Here is a 13,891-nt window from a genome sequence, read left to right as displayed (position 1 = left end):
TGCCCGCGCCGCGCGCCGCGCCGCGCCTGCCCCACCCCGCCCCCGTGCCGGCGCGTTGCGCCCCCACCCCGGCCCCGCCGCTCGGACGGGCCACCGCCCGCCGCGCTACGGGCCGCCTTGCTCGTGTGCTGCTGTCGGGCTTCTCAGGCTTGGCCGGTGAGGCGGGTGTGAATGGCTTGGGCGGTGGTGTGGGCGTGTTGGTCCACGAGCGTGAAGTGGTCGCCGGGGACGGTGACTTCGGTGTGCGGCAGGCTCCACTGCGGGGGCGGGTCGGTGTGGGGCAGTGGGTGTTCGGCGCGTACGTACAGGGTGGGGCAGGCGAGAGGGGTGGGGGTCCAGTCGGCGAAGAGTTCGAAGTACCGGGCCATGGCGGTGAGCCGGGCGGGGTCGGAGGCGGCGAACTCCGCCGCTTGGCGCAACATGTCCGATTGCCATCGCGGGGAACGCCCGAGCCCGGTCGCCGTGCACGGGGGGATAGGTGTCCACCAGGACGACGGCCGTCGGGGCGGCCCCCTCGGACTCCAGGCGCTCGGCCACGGCATGGGCCACCCAGCCGCCGGCCGACCGTCCCAGCAGTACCGCCGGGCCGCCAGCCGCGGCGGCGGCCGCGCGGACGGCGGCGGCCTGGGCGGTGACGAGGGCGTCCAGCGTGGCGGGTAGGGCCTCCCGGGCCTCGAACCCCGGGTGCCGCACCGCGGAAACCGGCCGCAACCCGCGCAGCGCGACGCCGAGGCGCGCGTACTCCTGCGGTCCGGACAGCGCGCTGAGCGCGGGGACGCAGACGAGCGGGGCGCCCGCGCCGCCCGTCGCGAGCGGGATGGGATGGTGCGTCGCGCCGCGCGTCCCGGCCCGGTCGAAGACCGGACGCAGGCGCGCGGCGATGGTCAGCAGCGCCATGCCGTCCCAGTCCTGTCCCTGGGCGCAGGCGGTACGCAGGAGCGCGCCCAGGGAGTCCGGCGCTCCCCCTGCGGGCGGTGGTACGTCGGGGGAGCGCGGGCCGGCGACCGGCGGCGGACCCGTGCCCTTGTCGGCGAGGCGACCCGGGGAACCTGCGGCGGCGGCACCCTCCGGAGGTGCCTCGGCGGCGTACCGCCGGGTCAATTCGGCCGCGAGCGCGCGGGGCGTCGGGAAGTCGAACAGCAGCGTGGAGGGCAGGACCAGCTCGGTCCCGGCCGCGAGTTCGTTGCGCAACTCGACCGCGGCGAGCGAGTCCAGCCCGAGGTCCGCCAGCCGGGTGTCCTCGTCGACCTCGTCCACGGCGTCCCGGTGGCCCAGGACGCGCGCCGCCAGGGTGCGGACCCGCGCGAGCAGCGTCCCGGCCCGCTCGGCGGCGGGGGCGGCGGGGAGCCGGGTCGCCGCCGAGTCGTCGCGACCGGCGGACGGGGCGAAGCGGGCCGCCACCACGACGGGTTCATCCCCGGCCACGGCGGCGTCGAAGAGGGCCAGGCCCTCCGCCGGCCCGAGCGGGGCGAAACCGGAGCGGAACATCCGCAGTCGATCCGCGTCGCCGAGGTGCGCCATCATGCCGTCGTGCTGCCGCCACGGACCCCAGGCGATCGACGTACCAGGCAGTCCGAGCCGTGCGCGGTCTCGTGCCAGCGCATCCGACACGCAGTTGGCCGCGGCGTAGTTGGCCTGGCCGGCGGAGCCGAAGGTGCCCGCCACGGAGGAGAACAGCACGAACACGGCCGGGTCGTGTCCCCGGGTGAGGTCGTGCAGGGCCAGCGCGGCGTCCGCCTTGGGCCGCAACACCCGCCGCAGCCGGTCGGTGGTGAGCGCCGTGACGACGCCGTCGTCCAGCACGCCGGCGGTGTGCACGACGCCGGTCAGCGGGTGGGCCTCCGGTACCGCGTCGAGCAGCGCGGCCGGCGCGGTCCGGTCCGCGACGTCACAGGCGTGGACGGCCACCCGGGCGCCCGCCTCGCGCAGTTCCGCGACGAGTTCCCGGGCCCCGGGAGCGTCCGGCCCGCGTCGGCCGGCGAGCAGCAGATGCCGGACGCCGTGCGCGGTGACCAGGTGCCGCGCCACCAGCATGCCCAGCGAGCCGGTGCCGCCGGTGACCAGGACCGTGCCGTCCGGGTCGAGGGGCCGCCGTTTCGGCGCCGCCTCGACCAGTGGCACCAGCTTCGGCACGTAGACCGTGCCTCGGCGGACGGCCGCCTCCGGCTCCGAGCCGGCCAGGAGCGCGGGCAGCGCGGCGTGGGAGTCGGAGTGGTCGCCCACGTCGATCAGGGCGAAGCGCCCCGGGTGTTCCCGCAGCGCGGACCGGACCAGGCCCCACACCGGGGCGTGCGACGCCACGGCCGCCGCCGCGCCGGGACGGGCGTCGTCGCGGTCCGCGTGGACACCCTCGTCGGCCGGGTCGACGGCGTCGCACGTCACGAGCACCAGACGGGTGCGGGCCAGGTGCGGTTGTGCGAGCCACTCCCGCACGAGCGTCAGCGCCCAGTCCGCCGTACGCAACATCTCGTGCGCGGCCCGGGTCATGCCGGACGGCGGGCACACCGCCACGACGACGGCCGACGACGCGTCGCACGCCCCCGGGTCGGCGAACACCGGGACGCCGGAACCCGGCGGCGCGAGGGCGTCCACCGGCGGTGTACCGGCCGCGCCCAGGACCCCCCAACGCAGCGTCCCCGCACATGTGGGCGGCTCGACCGACGGCACCCAGTCCATCCGATGCAGGGCGACGGTGACCGGCGTCGTCGCCCCGGTGCGCGGAAGGGGGCGCAGCGTCAGCGACCGCACCGTCGCCACCGGCGCGCCGCGCTCGTCGCTCAGCTCCACGGTGGTCCGCCCGTCGGCCCCGGGAGCCATCCGTACCCGCAACCGCCGTACGCGGGTGGCGTGTACGCGCACTCCGCCGAAGGCGAACGGCAGCGACAGGCCGCCGGCCGAGGAACCACCCGATCCGGCATCGTCGGTGACGAGACCGTCCAGCGCCAGGGCATGCAGCGCCGCGTCGAGCAGTGCGGGATGCAGGACGAACCCCGGCCCGTCCGACGCGGAGGCGCGGGCCGCTTCGGGCAGGGCGACGTCGACGTACAGCTCGTCGCCGCGCTTCCACGCGGCGCGCATGCCCCGGAAGGCGGGGCCGTAGTGCAGCCCGCCGGTGGCCAACCGCTCGTACGGTCCGGCCTGCGGGCCGTCGTCATACAGCGGCGTGGCCCCCTCCGGTGGCCAGGACGCGTGCGGCGTGGGCGCGCCGTCGGCCGCAGCCCGCTCCACCGACGAAAGCGTGCCGGCGGCGTTCCGCAGCCACGGCCGATCGCCCGCCGGCGTGTCCGGCCGGAAGTGGAACAACACCGACCGCCGCCCCGCGTCGTCGACCCCCGCCACCCGCACCTGTACCGCGACGCCGCCGTCCGACGGCAGCGCCGGCGGCGTAGTCAGGACCAGCTCGTCCAGGACATCCGCGCCCACCAACCCACCGGCGTGGAGGGCCATTTCGACGAAGGCGGCGGCCGGGAGCAGCACCTCCCCGCCCACGACGTGGTCGGCGAGCCACGGCTGCTCGCGCACCGACAACACCCCACTCAGCAACACCCCGTCGTCGTCGGCCGTGCGGGTGCCCGACCGCAGGAACACATGGCCGCCCCCGGGCGCCGGCACCGGCTCGGGCTCGGGCTCCAGCCAATACCGGCGACGCTGGAAGGCGTACGTCGGCAACCCGACGCGTCGCCCACCGCGCCCGGCGAACACGGCCGCCCAGTCGACGGGCGCGCCATGGGCGTACAGCGCACCCAACGTGTCGAGCAGCGCGTCCGCCTCAAGCCGCGCCCCGCGCAGTGTCGCCAGGACCTGCGGCGCCGAGTCCGCCGAAGCCGTTCCGGACGCGGCGAGGCAATCGTGTACCAGGCCCGTGAGCACCGCGTCCGGCCCGAGTTCGACGTAGTGCGCCGCGCCCCGCTCACCCAGATACGCCACCGAATCGGCGAAGCGGACCGGGCGGCGGACATGGTCGACCCAGAACTCCGGCGTGCACAGTTCCTCATCGGTGGCCGCCCGACCCGCCACGGCGCTGATCAGCGGCAACCGCGGTGCGGCGAAGGACAGTTGCCGAACCACGTCGGCGAACTCGGTCAACATCGGCTCCATCCGCGCGGAATGGAAGGCGTGGCCGACCCGCAGCGGCGTCACCGGGCGACCCCGCTCGCGGAAGTACGCGGCGACCTCCCCCACCGCGGCCTCGTCGCCGGAAACCACCACCGAGGTGGGCCCGGCTCGACCGTTCGTGGCGTACGGCCGAGCAGGGCCGCCACCTCGCCGCGCACCAGTGCGGTCAGGTCTCGCGCCGGCGTCCCGGCGGCCGGCGTGTCCAGTGCGCGGGCCGGCAGGCCGGCGAGGTCGCGCCGCAGGGTCTTGCCTGACGCGGTTCGGGGCAGGCCCGCCACCTCGAACAGGTCGACGGGCACTTTGCCAGCGGACAGTTCCGCGCGGCCGGCCACGGCGGCGTCCGCCACGCCGGGCAACCGCCGTAGTACGGCCTCCACTTCCGAGGGATGGATGTTCACTCCGCCTCGGACGATCAGGTCGCTCGCCCGGCCGGTGACGGCCAGTCCGCCGAGGGCGTCGATCCTGGCCAGGTCGCCGGTGCGGTACCAGCCGTCGCGCAATACCTCGGCGGTGGCGTCCGGCCTGCCGTGGTAGCCGACCATCACGCCGGGCCCGTTGACCCACAACTCCCCTTCGCCCACCTCCCGGCCGTCGGGCCCGCCGCCGACCCGGACCCGGATGTCGGGCAGCACCCGGACACTCGCCCCGGGGCCCGTCGCCTCGCCCGGCGCGGGCATCGTGACCGGACCGGCCTCCGTGCTGCCGTAGTGCTCCAGATACGGAACACCGCAGACCGCCTCGAACGACTCGCGGAAGCCGGGCACTGCCGCGGCTCCACCGCTGACACAGCCCCGCAGCGTCGGGGCGCCGAGCCCGCCGCCGGCCTCGCCCCGGACCGCGTCGAGCAGGGCCGAATGGGTGGTCGACACCCCGCCGAGCAGGGTGAACGCGGCGTGCTCGCGGCGCAGTTCGCCGAGTACTCCCGCCACCGAGAACCGGGGCAGCACCGTCGCGCTCGCCCCTACCGCGGTCACCCCGAGGAAGCACACCACCTGGCTCATCGCGTGGTGGAGCGGCAACGGCCAGAGCACGTGGTCGTGTTCGGACAGCCCCAGGACGCCGACCAGGCCCGCCGCGATCGGCGCGAGGCGGTTGCGCTGGGTCAGCAGGACGCCCTTGGGTACACCGGAGGAGCCCGACGTGTAGAGCAACCAGGCCACTTCGTCCAGCGCGAGATCGTCCCGAGCCGGCGTGGGCGGCTCGGTGCCCACCAACTCCTCGTACCGCAGGGCCGCATCCGCCGGCCAGGCCGAGCCGTCACCCGAGCCACCCAAGTCACCCGAGTCCTCGGCGCCACCGTCGGCCACCACGAACGTCAGCCCGGAGCACACCGGCTCCGCTCGCCGCCGCGTCAGGCAGGCGACATCGGTGACGAGCACCACCCGCGCCCCGCTGTCCGCCAGCGAACGGGCCAGTTCCCGGTCCGAGTTCCCGGGATCCAGGGGCACACCCACACCACTCGCCCGGGTGACGGCAAGCAGGCTCTCGACCGCCTCGACCCGATTCCCGAGCAGCACCGCCACCCGGTCGCCACGCTCCACGCCGAGCCCCGCAAGATGACCGGCCAGCCGCGCGGTCCGGCGTTCCGACTCCCGGTAGGTGACCCGTGTGCGGCGGTCCCGAAACCAGACCTTGTCCCCCGAGCGCCGGGCATGTCGCCCCAGCAACTCGGGCAGCGGCCGGACGATGTCGGCGTGCGCAACCACCACCCGCATGACCTCCCGGAGACGATCCGCCGCCGAAAACGACGACACGCTCCACGGAGTTCCCTCCCGACACCGAACAAACCCACATCGGGCCCGCCGGCAGGCCCTCCCCCGCACCCCGGCGCATCGAGGCGGGCGGGTCCCCCGTTCCGACCCAGAGGGACGGAACAAGGAACCCTGCGCACCACCTCGATCAGGCTCAGTCGATACAGAACTCGTTGCCCTCGATGTCCTGCATCCCGATGCACGACTCGTTGAACTCGTCGGCGAGCAGGACCCGCTCGCATACCGCGCCGAGCGCCTCCAGTCGCACCCGCTCGGCCTGGAGCGCGGCAAGGCGCTCCTCACCGACGAGCCCGGTGCCGACCCGCACGTCGAGATGCACCCGGTTCTTGACGACCTTGCCTTCGGGAACCCGCTGGAAGTACAGGCGCGGGCCCTCGCCCGTGGGATCCAGGCAGGCGAACCCCGCACCCTGGCGCTCGGGCGGCAACGAGCGCGTGTAGTCGTCCCAGGTGTCGAACCCCTCCGGCGGCGGCGGTACGACGTACCCCAACACCTCGCACCAGAAACGGGCAACGCGCTCGGGGTCCGCGCAGTCGAAGGTGACTTGGAACTTCTTGATCGATGACATCGCTCCACCGTAGCGACGGCCCCCGAATACCGGCCCTGCGGGTGCCGCCGGCGCACCCGGGCGACCCGGCCGCGCGTACGCATCACGAGACCGAATTGCATAGTCATGCGGGATCCTGTATATCTTTCCCATGTCCAAGGTTCTCACCTCCCTGCCCACCGGCGAACGCGTCGGTATCGCCTTCTCCGGCGGCCTCGACACGTCCGTCGCCGTCGCGTGGATGCGCGACAAGGGTGCCGTCCCGTGCACCTACACCGCCGATATCGGCCAGTACGACGAGCCCGACATCGCCTCGGTGCCCGGCCGCGCGCGGACCTACGGCGCGGAGATCGCCCGCCTGGTCGACTGCCGGGCGGCGCTGGTCGAGGAGGGCCTGGCCGCACTCGCCTGCGGCGCGTTCCACATCCGCTCCGGCGGGCGCGCCTACTTCAACACCACCCCGCTCGGCCGCGCCGTGACCGGCACCCTGCTGGTGCGGGCGATGCTGGAGGACGACGTCCAGATCTGGGGCGACGGGTCGACGTTCAAGGGCAACGACATCGAGCGGTTCTACCGCTACGGTCTGCTCGCGAACCCGCACCTGCGCATCTACAAGCCGTGGCTCGACGCCGACTTCGTCACCGAGCTGGGCGGCCGCAAGGAGATGTCGGAGTGGCTGGTGGCCCACGGGCTGCCCTACCGCGACAGCGCCGAGAAGGCCTACTCGACGGATGCCAACATCTGGGGCGCCACCCACGAGGCCAAGACGCTCGAACACCTGGACACCGGCGTCGAGACCGTCGAGCCGATCATGGGCGTGCGGTTCTGGGACCCGACCGTGGAGATCGCCCCCGAAGACGTCACGATCGGGTTCGACCAGGGCCGCCCCGTCAGCATCAACGGCAAGCGGTTCGCCTCCGCCGTTGACCTGGTCATGGAGGCCAACGCCACCGGCGGCCGGCACGGCCTGGGCATGTCGGACCAGATCGAGAACCGGATCATCGAGGCGAAGAGCCGCGGCATCTACGAGGCGCCCGGCATGGCGCTGCTGCACATCGCGTACGAGCGCCTCGTCAACGCCATCCACAACGAGGACACCCTCGCGCACTACCAGTTCGAGGGCCGTCGGCTGGGCCGGCTGATGTACGAGGGCCGGTGGCTGGACCCGCAGGCGCTGATGATCCGCGAGGCGCTGCAGCGCTGGGTCGGCTCCGCGGTGACGGGCGAGGTGACCCTGCGGCTTCGGCGCGGCGAGGACTACTCGATCCTGAACACCACCGGGCCCGCCTTCAGCTACCACCCGGACAAGTTGTCGATGGAGCGCACCGAAGACTCGGCGTTCGGCCCGGTGGACCGGATCGGCCAGCTGACCATGCGCAACCTCGACATCGCCGACTCGCGCGCCAAGCTGGAGCAGTACGCCGGCCTCGGCATCGTCGGCACCACCCACCCCGCCCTCATCGGCGCCCTCCAGGCCCCGCCGACCGCCCTGATCGAAGACATGCCGGAAGGCGGCGCGGAAGCCATCGCCTCCCGCGGCGAGGTATCCGACGACGACCAACTCCTCGACCGAGCAGCCATGGAACTCGGCACCGACTGACCCACCCCGCCCAAGGGCCCGCCCCCGAACGACGAATTCCAGGGGCGGGCCCACTCGGCGCGCAACCTACGACGCCCGGTCTCCCATCGCACGGGGACGCAGAACCATGAGCGAGTCCTCCAGGGCCGCCACCATGGCGAAGGGGAACCGGTCGAGTTCGAGACACAGTGCGACGTCATCGGGATGAACTCCTCGACGCACGCCCTCCGTGAGCTCGGCGGCGGCGCGCGACGCACCGGCACGGCGGAGAAACCCGCCGGCATCCGTATCGGCCCCGACGGCTCTGCGAGCTATGTACTGGGCACACGCCAAGTCCTCATCGGCCCGCCCATCCTCACCGGTGACCACGAACGTGACACCGTCGCTCCCGCGCACCCGCAGGAGCCGAGCAGTCGCCTCCGCCACCACGAACCCGGCGCACAACACCAACGACGCGTCCTTGACCGCGAGAGCACCGACCGTCCCCGCCGTGGTCTTTTGCACAACGGTCCGCCCACCGAGGTCGACCGATCGCAGCAACCCCGGCGAATTGACGAAGTCGAAGCCGGGTGCGGGCGGACCATCCTTGATCGCCACCCAATCCGGATGCCGCGCCTTCAGCGCCAGAGCCTCGGCCGGCGACTCCGCGAGAACGATCCGATCCGCCCCCCGGGCAAAGACCCAGCCGGCCACGGTAAAGGCACGCATCACGTCGACCACGACCGCCACGGACGGGACTTCACCCAGATCACCAATGCCGAGAAACCGAACATCCATCCGAACATGATCGTGCACTCCCACCCGACACCACCATGCCCGGGGCGGTGGTGGGGGTCAGTTCAGGCCGGTGAGGAATTCGATGCGGCATGCGGGCTCGAAAGCCTCCGCTCGCCCGCCGACGCGCTCTACCCCGCCTCGACCAGCACGATCGTCACGACGGACAGTACGAAGGCCGTGATGAAACCCGCCAGTTGGTGCTGCGCCGAACCCGTGGACAAATCGGCCTGGGCCACCATGCTGCCGATCGCGATACCGGACAGGGTCGTGGGCACCATGAGCAGCCGGGTCAACCGGGAATCCGCGTCGAGGCCACCCGCGAGCAGCTTCCATCCGTTGCGCGCCAGACCCACGCCCAGCGCCAGGACGAACGGGCCGAACAGGGCCACCCACCCCCAGTCGGCGAAGGCGCTGATCCCCCAGACCAACCCGGCCGCGCCGGCGCCGCCCACGATCAGTCCGTACAGGATGCAGAGCGTACCCGCGACCGTGGTGACGCCCGAGCGGTGCCGCGGGGGACGCCGGGACAGGCTGCCGCGACGCGGGTCGACGGGCGGGTACGACATGGCACAACCTCCGGAACGGGACGGGCACTTGACGAGCCTCGGCAAGCTATCCGCCCCGTATCGGGAAAAGAGAGGGACTTCCCGGCGCTTCCGCCTGCGGGTGCGCTGGGGTCGGTCCCGTCGAGGGTGCGCCGATCGCACGGGGGTTCGAGGCGGCGGGCCGTGCGTCTGAACGGGCGCCGGTGCGGGTACACGCCGTTGCCCGGCACCGGGACGTGTCCGGTACGGGCGTGCTCCGCCGGTTCCATGTTCAGGGAGAGTTCGTGATGTTTCCATTCGATCCCGAATCGCCGACGCCGACACCGACCCATCACGAACCTGCCGCGCCCACCGGGCGTTTCGGGACGTGGGCCACCCCGCCCGGCACCCCGGCCACACCGCCGCGACCCACCGAACCTCCGTCCCGCCCGGAGGCTCGTCCGGAGAATCGCCCGCAGGTCGACCCGGAGGATCCGGCACCCACGTGGCCCGCCTCCGCGCCGGCGCCGGCTCCGGCCCCGGTCGCGGTCGCGGAACCCGCCGCGCCGCTCGTCGCGCACCCCGCACCGAGCGCCCCGATCGAGGAACCGTCCGGCCACCCGCAAAGGGTCTACAACGAGCCGGCGGACAAGCTGCTCCGCATCGCGGCCACGCATCGGTCGGTCCCGGATCTCGCCCGGATGATCACGATCCTGGACGACGGTTCGGGAACGGCCGCCGACGACGCGTTGCGGGAAGCGGCAATGACGCGGCCGGTAAGCGATCTGGTACTGCTGACGGATCTGTTGCGGAACCCCACCTACGCCGCGCAGGACGGAGGGCCCACCACGGAGTCCGACCCGCACGCACCGGGCGGCACCGCCACGTTCGCGCCCGAATCCGCGCCGCGGCGCTCGGCCGCGGCCGGAGGGGCGGGCCTGCGGTGGGTCACGGCGGCGGGTCTGGCGGTCTCCGGGGTGGCGTTGGGCAGCGCGATTCCCGCGACCTTCCGCACGCCTCCGTACACCGCCGCGTGGTTGGCCGCAGTGGCGCTGACCTGCCTGTTCCTGGCCGGACTGACCTCCGTACGCGCCGGCCGGAACGCGCGTCTGGCGGCCCTGGCGGCGGGATGCGCCACCATCGCCACCGCCGTCGTACCGCAGCTGACCGCCGGACGGCACACCGCCGCATGGCTCGACACATCGGGCCTGATCGCCCTGGGCGCGGGCTCGATCACCACCCTGTGCGCGGCGGCGTTCCTCGCCCGACAGATCGACCTGCCGAACTCCCGACAGCCCAAGCAGCCGGTCGCCTTCGAGCCGTGGGAGGCCACGATGCTGGAGAACCGCCCACCGAGCACCACCCGCATGCTCGGCTGACCCCGCAGACCATCCGGGCCGCCCGGTCGCCCGGGCCGCCCGGGTCACCGGGTCACCGGGTCACCCGCACCCCCCCGACGCCCCGATGCCCGTCACGGCCGGTTCGAGTCCGGTCGTGGCGGGCATCCGCGTTCACTCCGCCGGCGCCGGCCGCAACGACGCCCCGTCGCGATTTCCGGCCGGCAACCCACCGACGGGTCAGCGACGTTCGGGATCCGTGCCGGGGCGCTGGGTCTGCACGGTGCGGTCGGGGTCCCTCAGCAGATCGGCCAGCAGTACCAGATCGCGCACCGGCCGCGTCATCGCCGCTTCGCGCAACGCGTCGTCGGCGGCGGCCTCCGAGTAGTCCCTCAGGATCGCCACCATCCGGGCGACGTCGGGAACCGACCGATGGGTCGCCACCAGCCGCAACAGCCGCTCCGCCGCGTCCGCCGGCGGCCCCTGCACGGGTTCGGGAAACGCATCCTCGACCGCCACGCCGGGTGCCCCCACCGCCGACCCCCGGGTGTCCTGCATGGGGTGCCCGGGCGTCGGGACGGGCTGTCGCGGAGTCGGATCCCGCCTCGGCCGGTTGGTCCGCGAGGTGTTTCGCGGCGGCAGTGCGGGCGGCGCGGGCGGCGGCGCCCATGTCTCGAAGTGCGCCGTGGGCGCGACGGGTTCGTGGCGGGCCGGTGTCGGGGTCGGCGATTCGGGGTCGGATGCGAACGTCACGACTGTCTCCCTTCAGGTGAAAAATCGGCCGGACCTCGCCCGTACCGGACCGGACTCGCCCCCGGCGGCCGGTCGACGGCGTGTACCCGCAACGACAATCACTCAGTCGTACCGGAGTCACCCCGCCGACCACGAAGCCCGCACCCGGAACCGAAACCCGGCCACCCGACGCCGACTTCACCACCGACCTCGACGGGCCCGAGTCGCACTCGCGATTCGGCCCGGTGTTCGAACGCGGTGCCCGTCCCGGCAGGCGCGGTAGTCGTGTCAGGCCGGGCCCGCTCCGGTGGCGGCGTCGATGGCGTACACGTTTCCGTCGCCGCTGCCGATGTACACCACTCCGCCGACCACCGCCGGCGAGGACCTGACCTCGCCGCCGGTCGAATACGCCCATTTCCGGCTCGCGGTGGCCGCGTCCAGGGCGTATACCTTCTTGTCCCGGCTGCCGAAGTAGACCACCCCGCCGACCACCTCGGGAGACGAGTCGATCTTGTCGTCGGTGGCGTAGGACCACTTCTTCGTGCCGGTCGCCGCGTCGATGGCGTGCACGTTCTTGTCGTCGCTGCCGACGTAGACCACCCCGCCGGCCACCGCGGGGGACGAGTCCACCTTGCCGCCGGTGAGGTACGACCACTTCTTGGCACCGGTCGCCGCGTCGATGGCGTATACGTTCGCGTCCTCACTGCCGACGTACACCACCCCACCGGCCACCGTGGGCGGCGCGTTGACGCCGCCGGCGGCCGGGAAGGCCCATTTCTTGGCGCCGGTGGCGGCGTCGATGGCATACAGGTTCTGGTCGTTGCTGCCGACGTACACCACGCCGTCGGCCACCGCGGGCCAGGTGTAGACGTGGCCCATGGGGTACGACCACTTCATCTTCCCGGTGACCGCGTTCAGGGCGTAGACGTGCTGGTCCTCGCTGCCGACGTACACGAAGCCGTCGGCCACCACGGGCGACGAGGCGACCTTGCCGCCGGTGGGGAACCGCCACTTCTTCAGGCCGGTCGCCGCGTCCACGGCGTAGACGCTGTCGTCCGAGCTGCCGACGTACACCACCCCGCCCGCCACCGCGGGCGACGAGGTGATCCCGCCGATGGTGGGGAAGACCCACTTCTTCGCCCCGGTGGCCGCCTCCAAGGCGTACAGCCGGTTGTCCCAGCTCCCGACGTACACCACCCCGTCGGCGACGGCGGGCGACGAGTGGACCCAGCCGCCGGTGGTGAGGCGCCAGGTACGAGCAGCCCCGGGCGTACCGCCGCCGGTGGAGGTGGAGGCGGGCGGCTTCGAGGTGTCGTCGCCGTCGTCGTCGAGCAGGACGGCGGTGGTGATGCCGCCGGCGGTCACCACCGCACCCGCGGCCAACCAGAGGAACCGACGGCGCCCGACGGCCGGCGCAGGCGACGCGACCCCGACGGCATCGGGCATCCCGTGTCCCACCGCGGGCCGGCCCGGGTCGGCGACGGGCGCGGCGCGGGTGGGCTCGTCGGCCACGCCGTCCCGGATCGGGGGCCGCGCCGCCGGGCCGGGTGCGACGGGCGCCGCGCTCCCACCACCGTGCGCATGCCACGGTCCCGGCACCGGCGGCGCCGCCGGCATCGCAGGCACCTGCACAGGAGCGATGGCGGTCCGCAGGCGCTCCCCGACCTCCTCGGCGGAGGCCGGCCGCTCGGCGGGATTCTTGGCGAGCAGATCCAGCACGAGCCGATCGAGCGCGGGTGGGATCCCGGGGCGCTGTTCGCCGGGGCGGACGGGGGTCGTGAGCAGGTGCGCGTTCATCATGCCGACCGGACCCGTGGCCTCGAACGGCACGTTGCCGGTCAGCAGTTCGTACAGTACGCAGCCGAGGGAGTACAGGTCGGAGCGGGCGTCGCCGGGGTGTTCGTCGAACCGCTCGGGAGGCATGTAGGCGAGGGTGCCCATGACGTTGCTGGAGTGGTTCGTGGACTCCATGAACCGGGCGATCCCGAAGTCCAGGACCTTGATCCGCCCCTCCTCCGTGCGCATGAGGTTCGCCGGCTTCAGGTCGCGATGCACGATCCCCGCCGCATGCGCGCGGCCCAGTGCCGCCGTGGTCTGTCCCGTCCAGTCGACCGTGTCGGCGACCGTCGGTACACCGTCCTCGCGCAACACCGCGGCCAGGTCCCGGCCCTGGACGAACTCCATCACCATGAACAGCGAATCGTCCGCCGTGTCGTGCCCCACGTCGAACACCGTGACCACGCCCGGGTGGTCGAGCGCTCCCGCTGTGCGGACCTCACGCAGGAACAGCGCCGTCGCGGACGCGTCGCCGCTGCCGTGCGGGAGCAGCTTGACGGCCACCCGCCGGCCGATTCTGCGGTCCTGCCCCTCCCACACCTCCCCCATCCCGCCCCGGCCCACGAACCGCACCAGCTCGTAACGCTCGTCCAGAACCCGCACCACCACCCGGCCCCACCTCCCCCGTCGCCGCGAACCGGCCGCACCCCGATCACCCGGCCGGCCGCCGA

Annotated in this window: 9 protein-coding genes; 2 read left to right on the top strand and 7 right to left on the bottom strand. The window is 73.3% G+C overall.

Features of this window, described 5'->3' with window-relative positions; genetic code table 11:
* Positions 1-105: 105 nt before the first annotated feature.
* The 3 genes from ACMXN5_RS45130 to ACMXN5_RS45120 all read right to left on the bottom strand — a co-directional run bounded on the left by ACMXN5_RS45130 (position 106) and on the right by ACMXN5_RS45120 (position 6,456).
* Positions 106-4,182, bottom strand: coding sequence for an SDR family NAD(P)-dependent oxidoreductase (locus tag ACMXN5_RS45130; protein ID WP_439680679.1), 4,077 nt, complete (start codon positions 4,180-4,182; stop codon positions 106-108).
* Positions 4,137-5,831: a class I adenylate-forming enzyme family protein gene (locus ACMXN5_RS45125; RefSeq protein ID WP_439680678.1), complete on the bottom strand. Its 1,695-nt coding sequence runs from the start codon at positions 5,829-5,831 to the stop codon at positions 4,137-4,139. Before ACMXN5_RS45125 ends, ACMXN5_RS45130 begins: the two co-directional genes overlap by 46 nt.
* Before the next feature lie 190 nt (positions 5,832-6,021).
* Positions 6,022-6,456: a VOC family protein gene (locus ACMXN5_RS45120; protein WP_439680677.1), complete on the bottom strand. Its 435-nt coding sequence runs from the start codon at positions 6,454-6,456 to the stop codon at positions 6,022-6,024.
* 130 nt (positions 6,457-6,586) lie between these two features.
* On the opposite strand from ACMXN5_RS45120, the gene argG reads away from it, so the two are divergent.
* The gene (gene argG / locus ACMXN5_RS45115; RefSeq protein ID WP_439680676.1) at positions 6,587-8,035 is read left to right on the top strand and encodes an argininosuccinate synthase; all 1,449 of its coding nucleotides are present in this window, start codon (positions 6,587-6,589) and stop codon (positions 8,033-8,035) included.
* Between the two features lie 66 nt (positions 8,036-8,101).
* On the opposite strand, the gene ACMXN5_RS45110 is transcribed toward argG, so the two are convergent.
* Positions 8,102-8,791: a 2-phosphosulfolactate phosphatase gene (locus ACMXN5_RS45110; protein WP_439681421.1), complete on the bottom strand. Its 690-nt coding sequence runs from the start codon at positions 8,789-8,791 to the stop codon at positions 8,102-8,104.
* A 128-nt stretch (positions 8,792-8,919) separates the two neighbouring features.
* Complete coding sequence (locus tag ACMXN5_RS45105) at positions 8,920-9,357, bottom strand: hypothetical protein (protein WP_439680675.1); 438 nt, start codon at positions 9,355-9,357, stop codon at positions 8,920-8,922.
* Between the two features lie 263 nt (positions 9,358-9,620).
* Here ACMXN5_RS45105 and ACMXN5_RS45100 point away from each other — a divergent pair, with 263 nt between their 5' ends.
* Positions 9,621-10,694, top strand: a complete 1,074-nt coding sequence (locus ACMXN5_RS45100; RefSeq protein WP_439680674.1) for a hypothetical protein — start codon at positions 9,621-9,623, stop codon at positions 10,692-10,694.
* A 198-nt stretch (positions 10,695-10,892) separates the two neighbouring features.
* On the opposite strand, the gene ACMXN5_RS45095 is transcribed toward ACMXN5_RS45100, so the two are convergent.
* Both ACMXN5_RS45095 and ACMXN5_RS45090 read right to left on the bottom strand, forming a co-directional pair.
* Positions 10,893-11,405, bottom strand: coding sequence for a hypothetical protein (locus tag ACMXN5_RS45095; RefSeq protein WP_439680673.1), 513 nt, complete (start codon positions 11,403-11,405; stop codon positions 10,893-10,895).
* Positions 11,406-11,672: 267 nt separating this feature from the next.
* The gene (locus ACMXN5_RS45090) at positions 11,673-13,829 is read right to left on the bottom strand and encodes an outer membrane protein assembly factor BamB family protein (RefSeq protein WP_439680672.1); all 2,157 of its coding nucleotides are present in this window, start codon (positions 13,827-13,829) and stop codon (positions 11,673-11,675) included.
* Positions 13,830-13,891: the final 62 nt, after the last annotated feature.

Origin of the sequence: Embleya australiensis, assembly GCF_051903075.1 — a bacterium.
GTDB lineage: Bacteria > Actinomycetota > Actinomycetes > Streptomycetales > Streptomycetaceae > Embleya.
This window is presented reverse-complemented; position numbering and strand designations above follow the sequence as displayed.

What these genes read in the sequence shown, in the direction of transcription:
- ACMXN5_RS45125 (WP_439680678.1), bottom strand. Translation starts at nt 5,831, where the DNA reads ATGCGGGTGGTGGTTGCGCACGCCGACATCGTCCGGCCGCTGCCCGAG.
- ACMXN5_RS45110 (WP_439681421.1), bottom strand. Translation starts at nt 8,791, where the DNA reads ATGGATGTTCGGTTTCTCGGCATTGGTGATCTGGGTGAAGTCCCGTCC.
- argG (WP_439680676.1), top strand. Translation starts at nt 6,587, where the DNA reads ATGTCCAAGGTTCTCACCTCCCTGCCCACCGGCGAACGCGTCGGTATC.
- ACMXN5_RS45105 (WP_439680675.1), bottom strand. Translation starts at nt 9,357, where the DNA reads ATGTCGTACCCGCCCGTCGACCCGCGTCGCGGCAGCCTGTCCCGGCGT.
- ACMXN5_RS45120 (WP_439680677.1), bottom strand. Translation starts at nt 6,456, where the DNA reads ATGTCATCGATCAAGAAGTTCCAAGTCACCTTCGACTGCGCGGACCCC.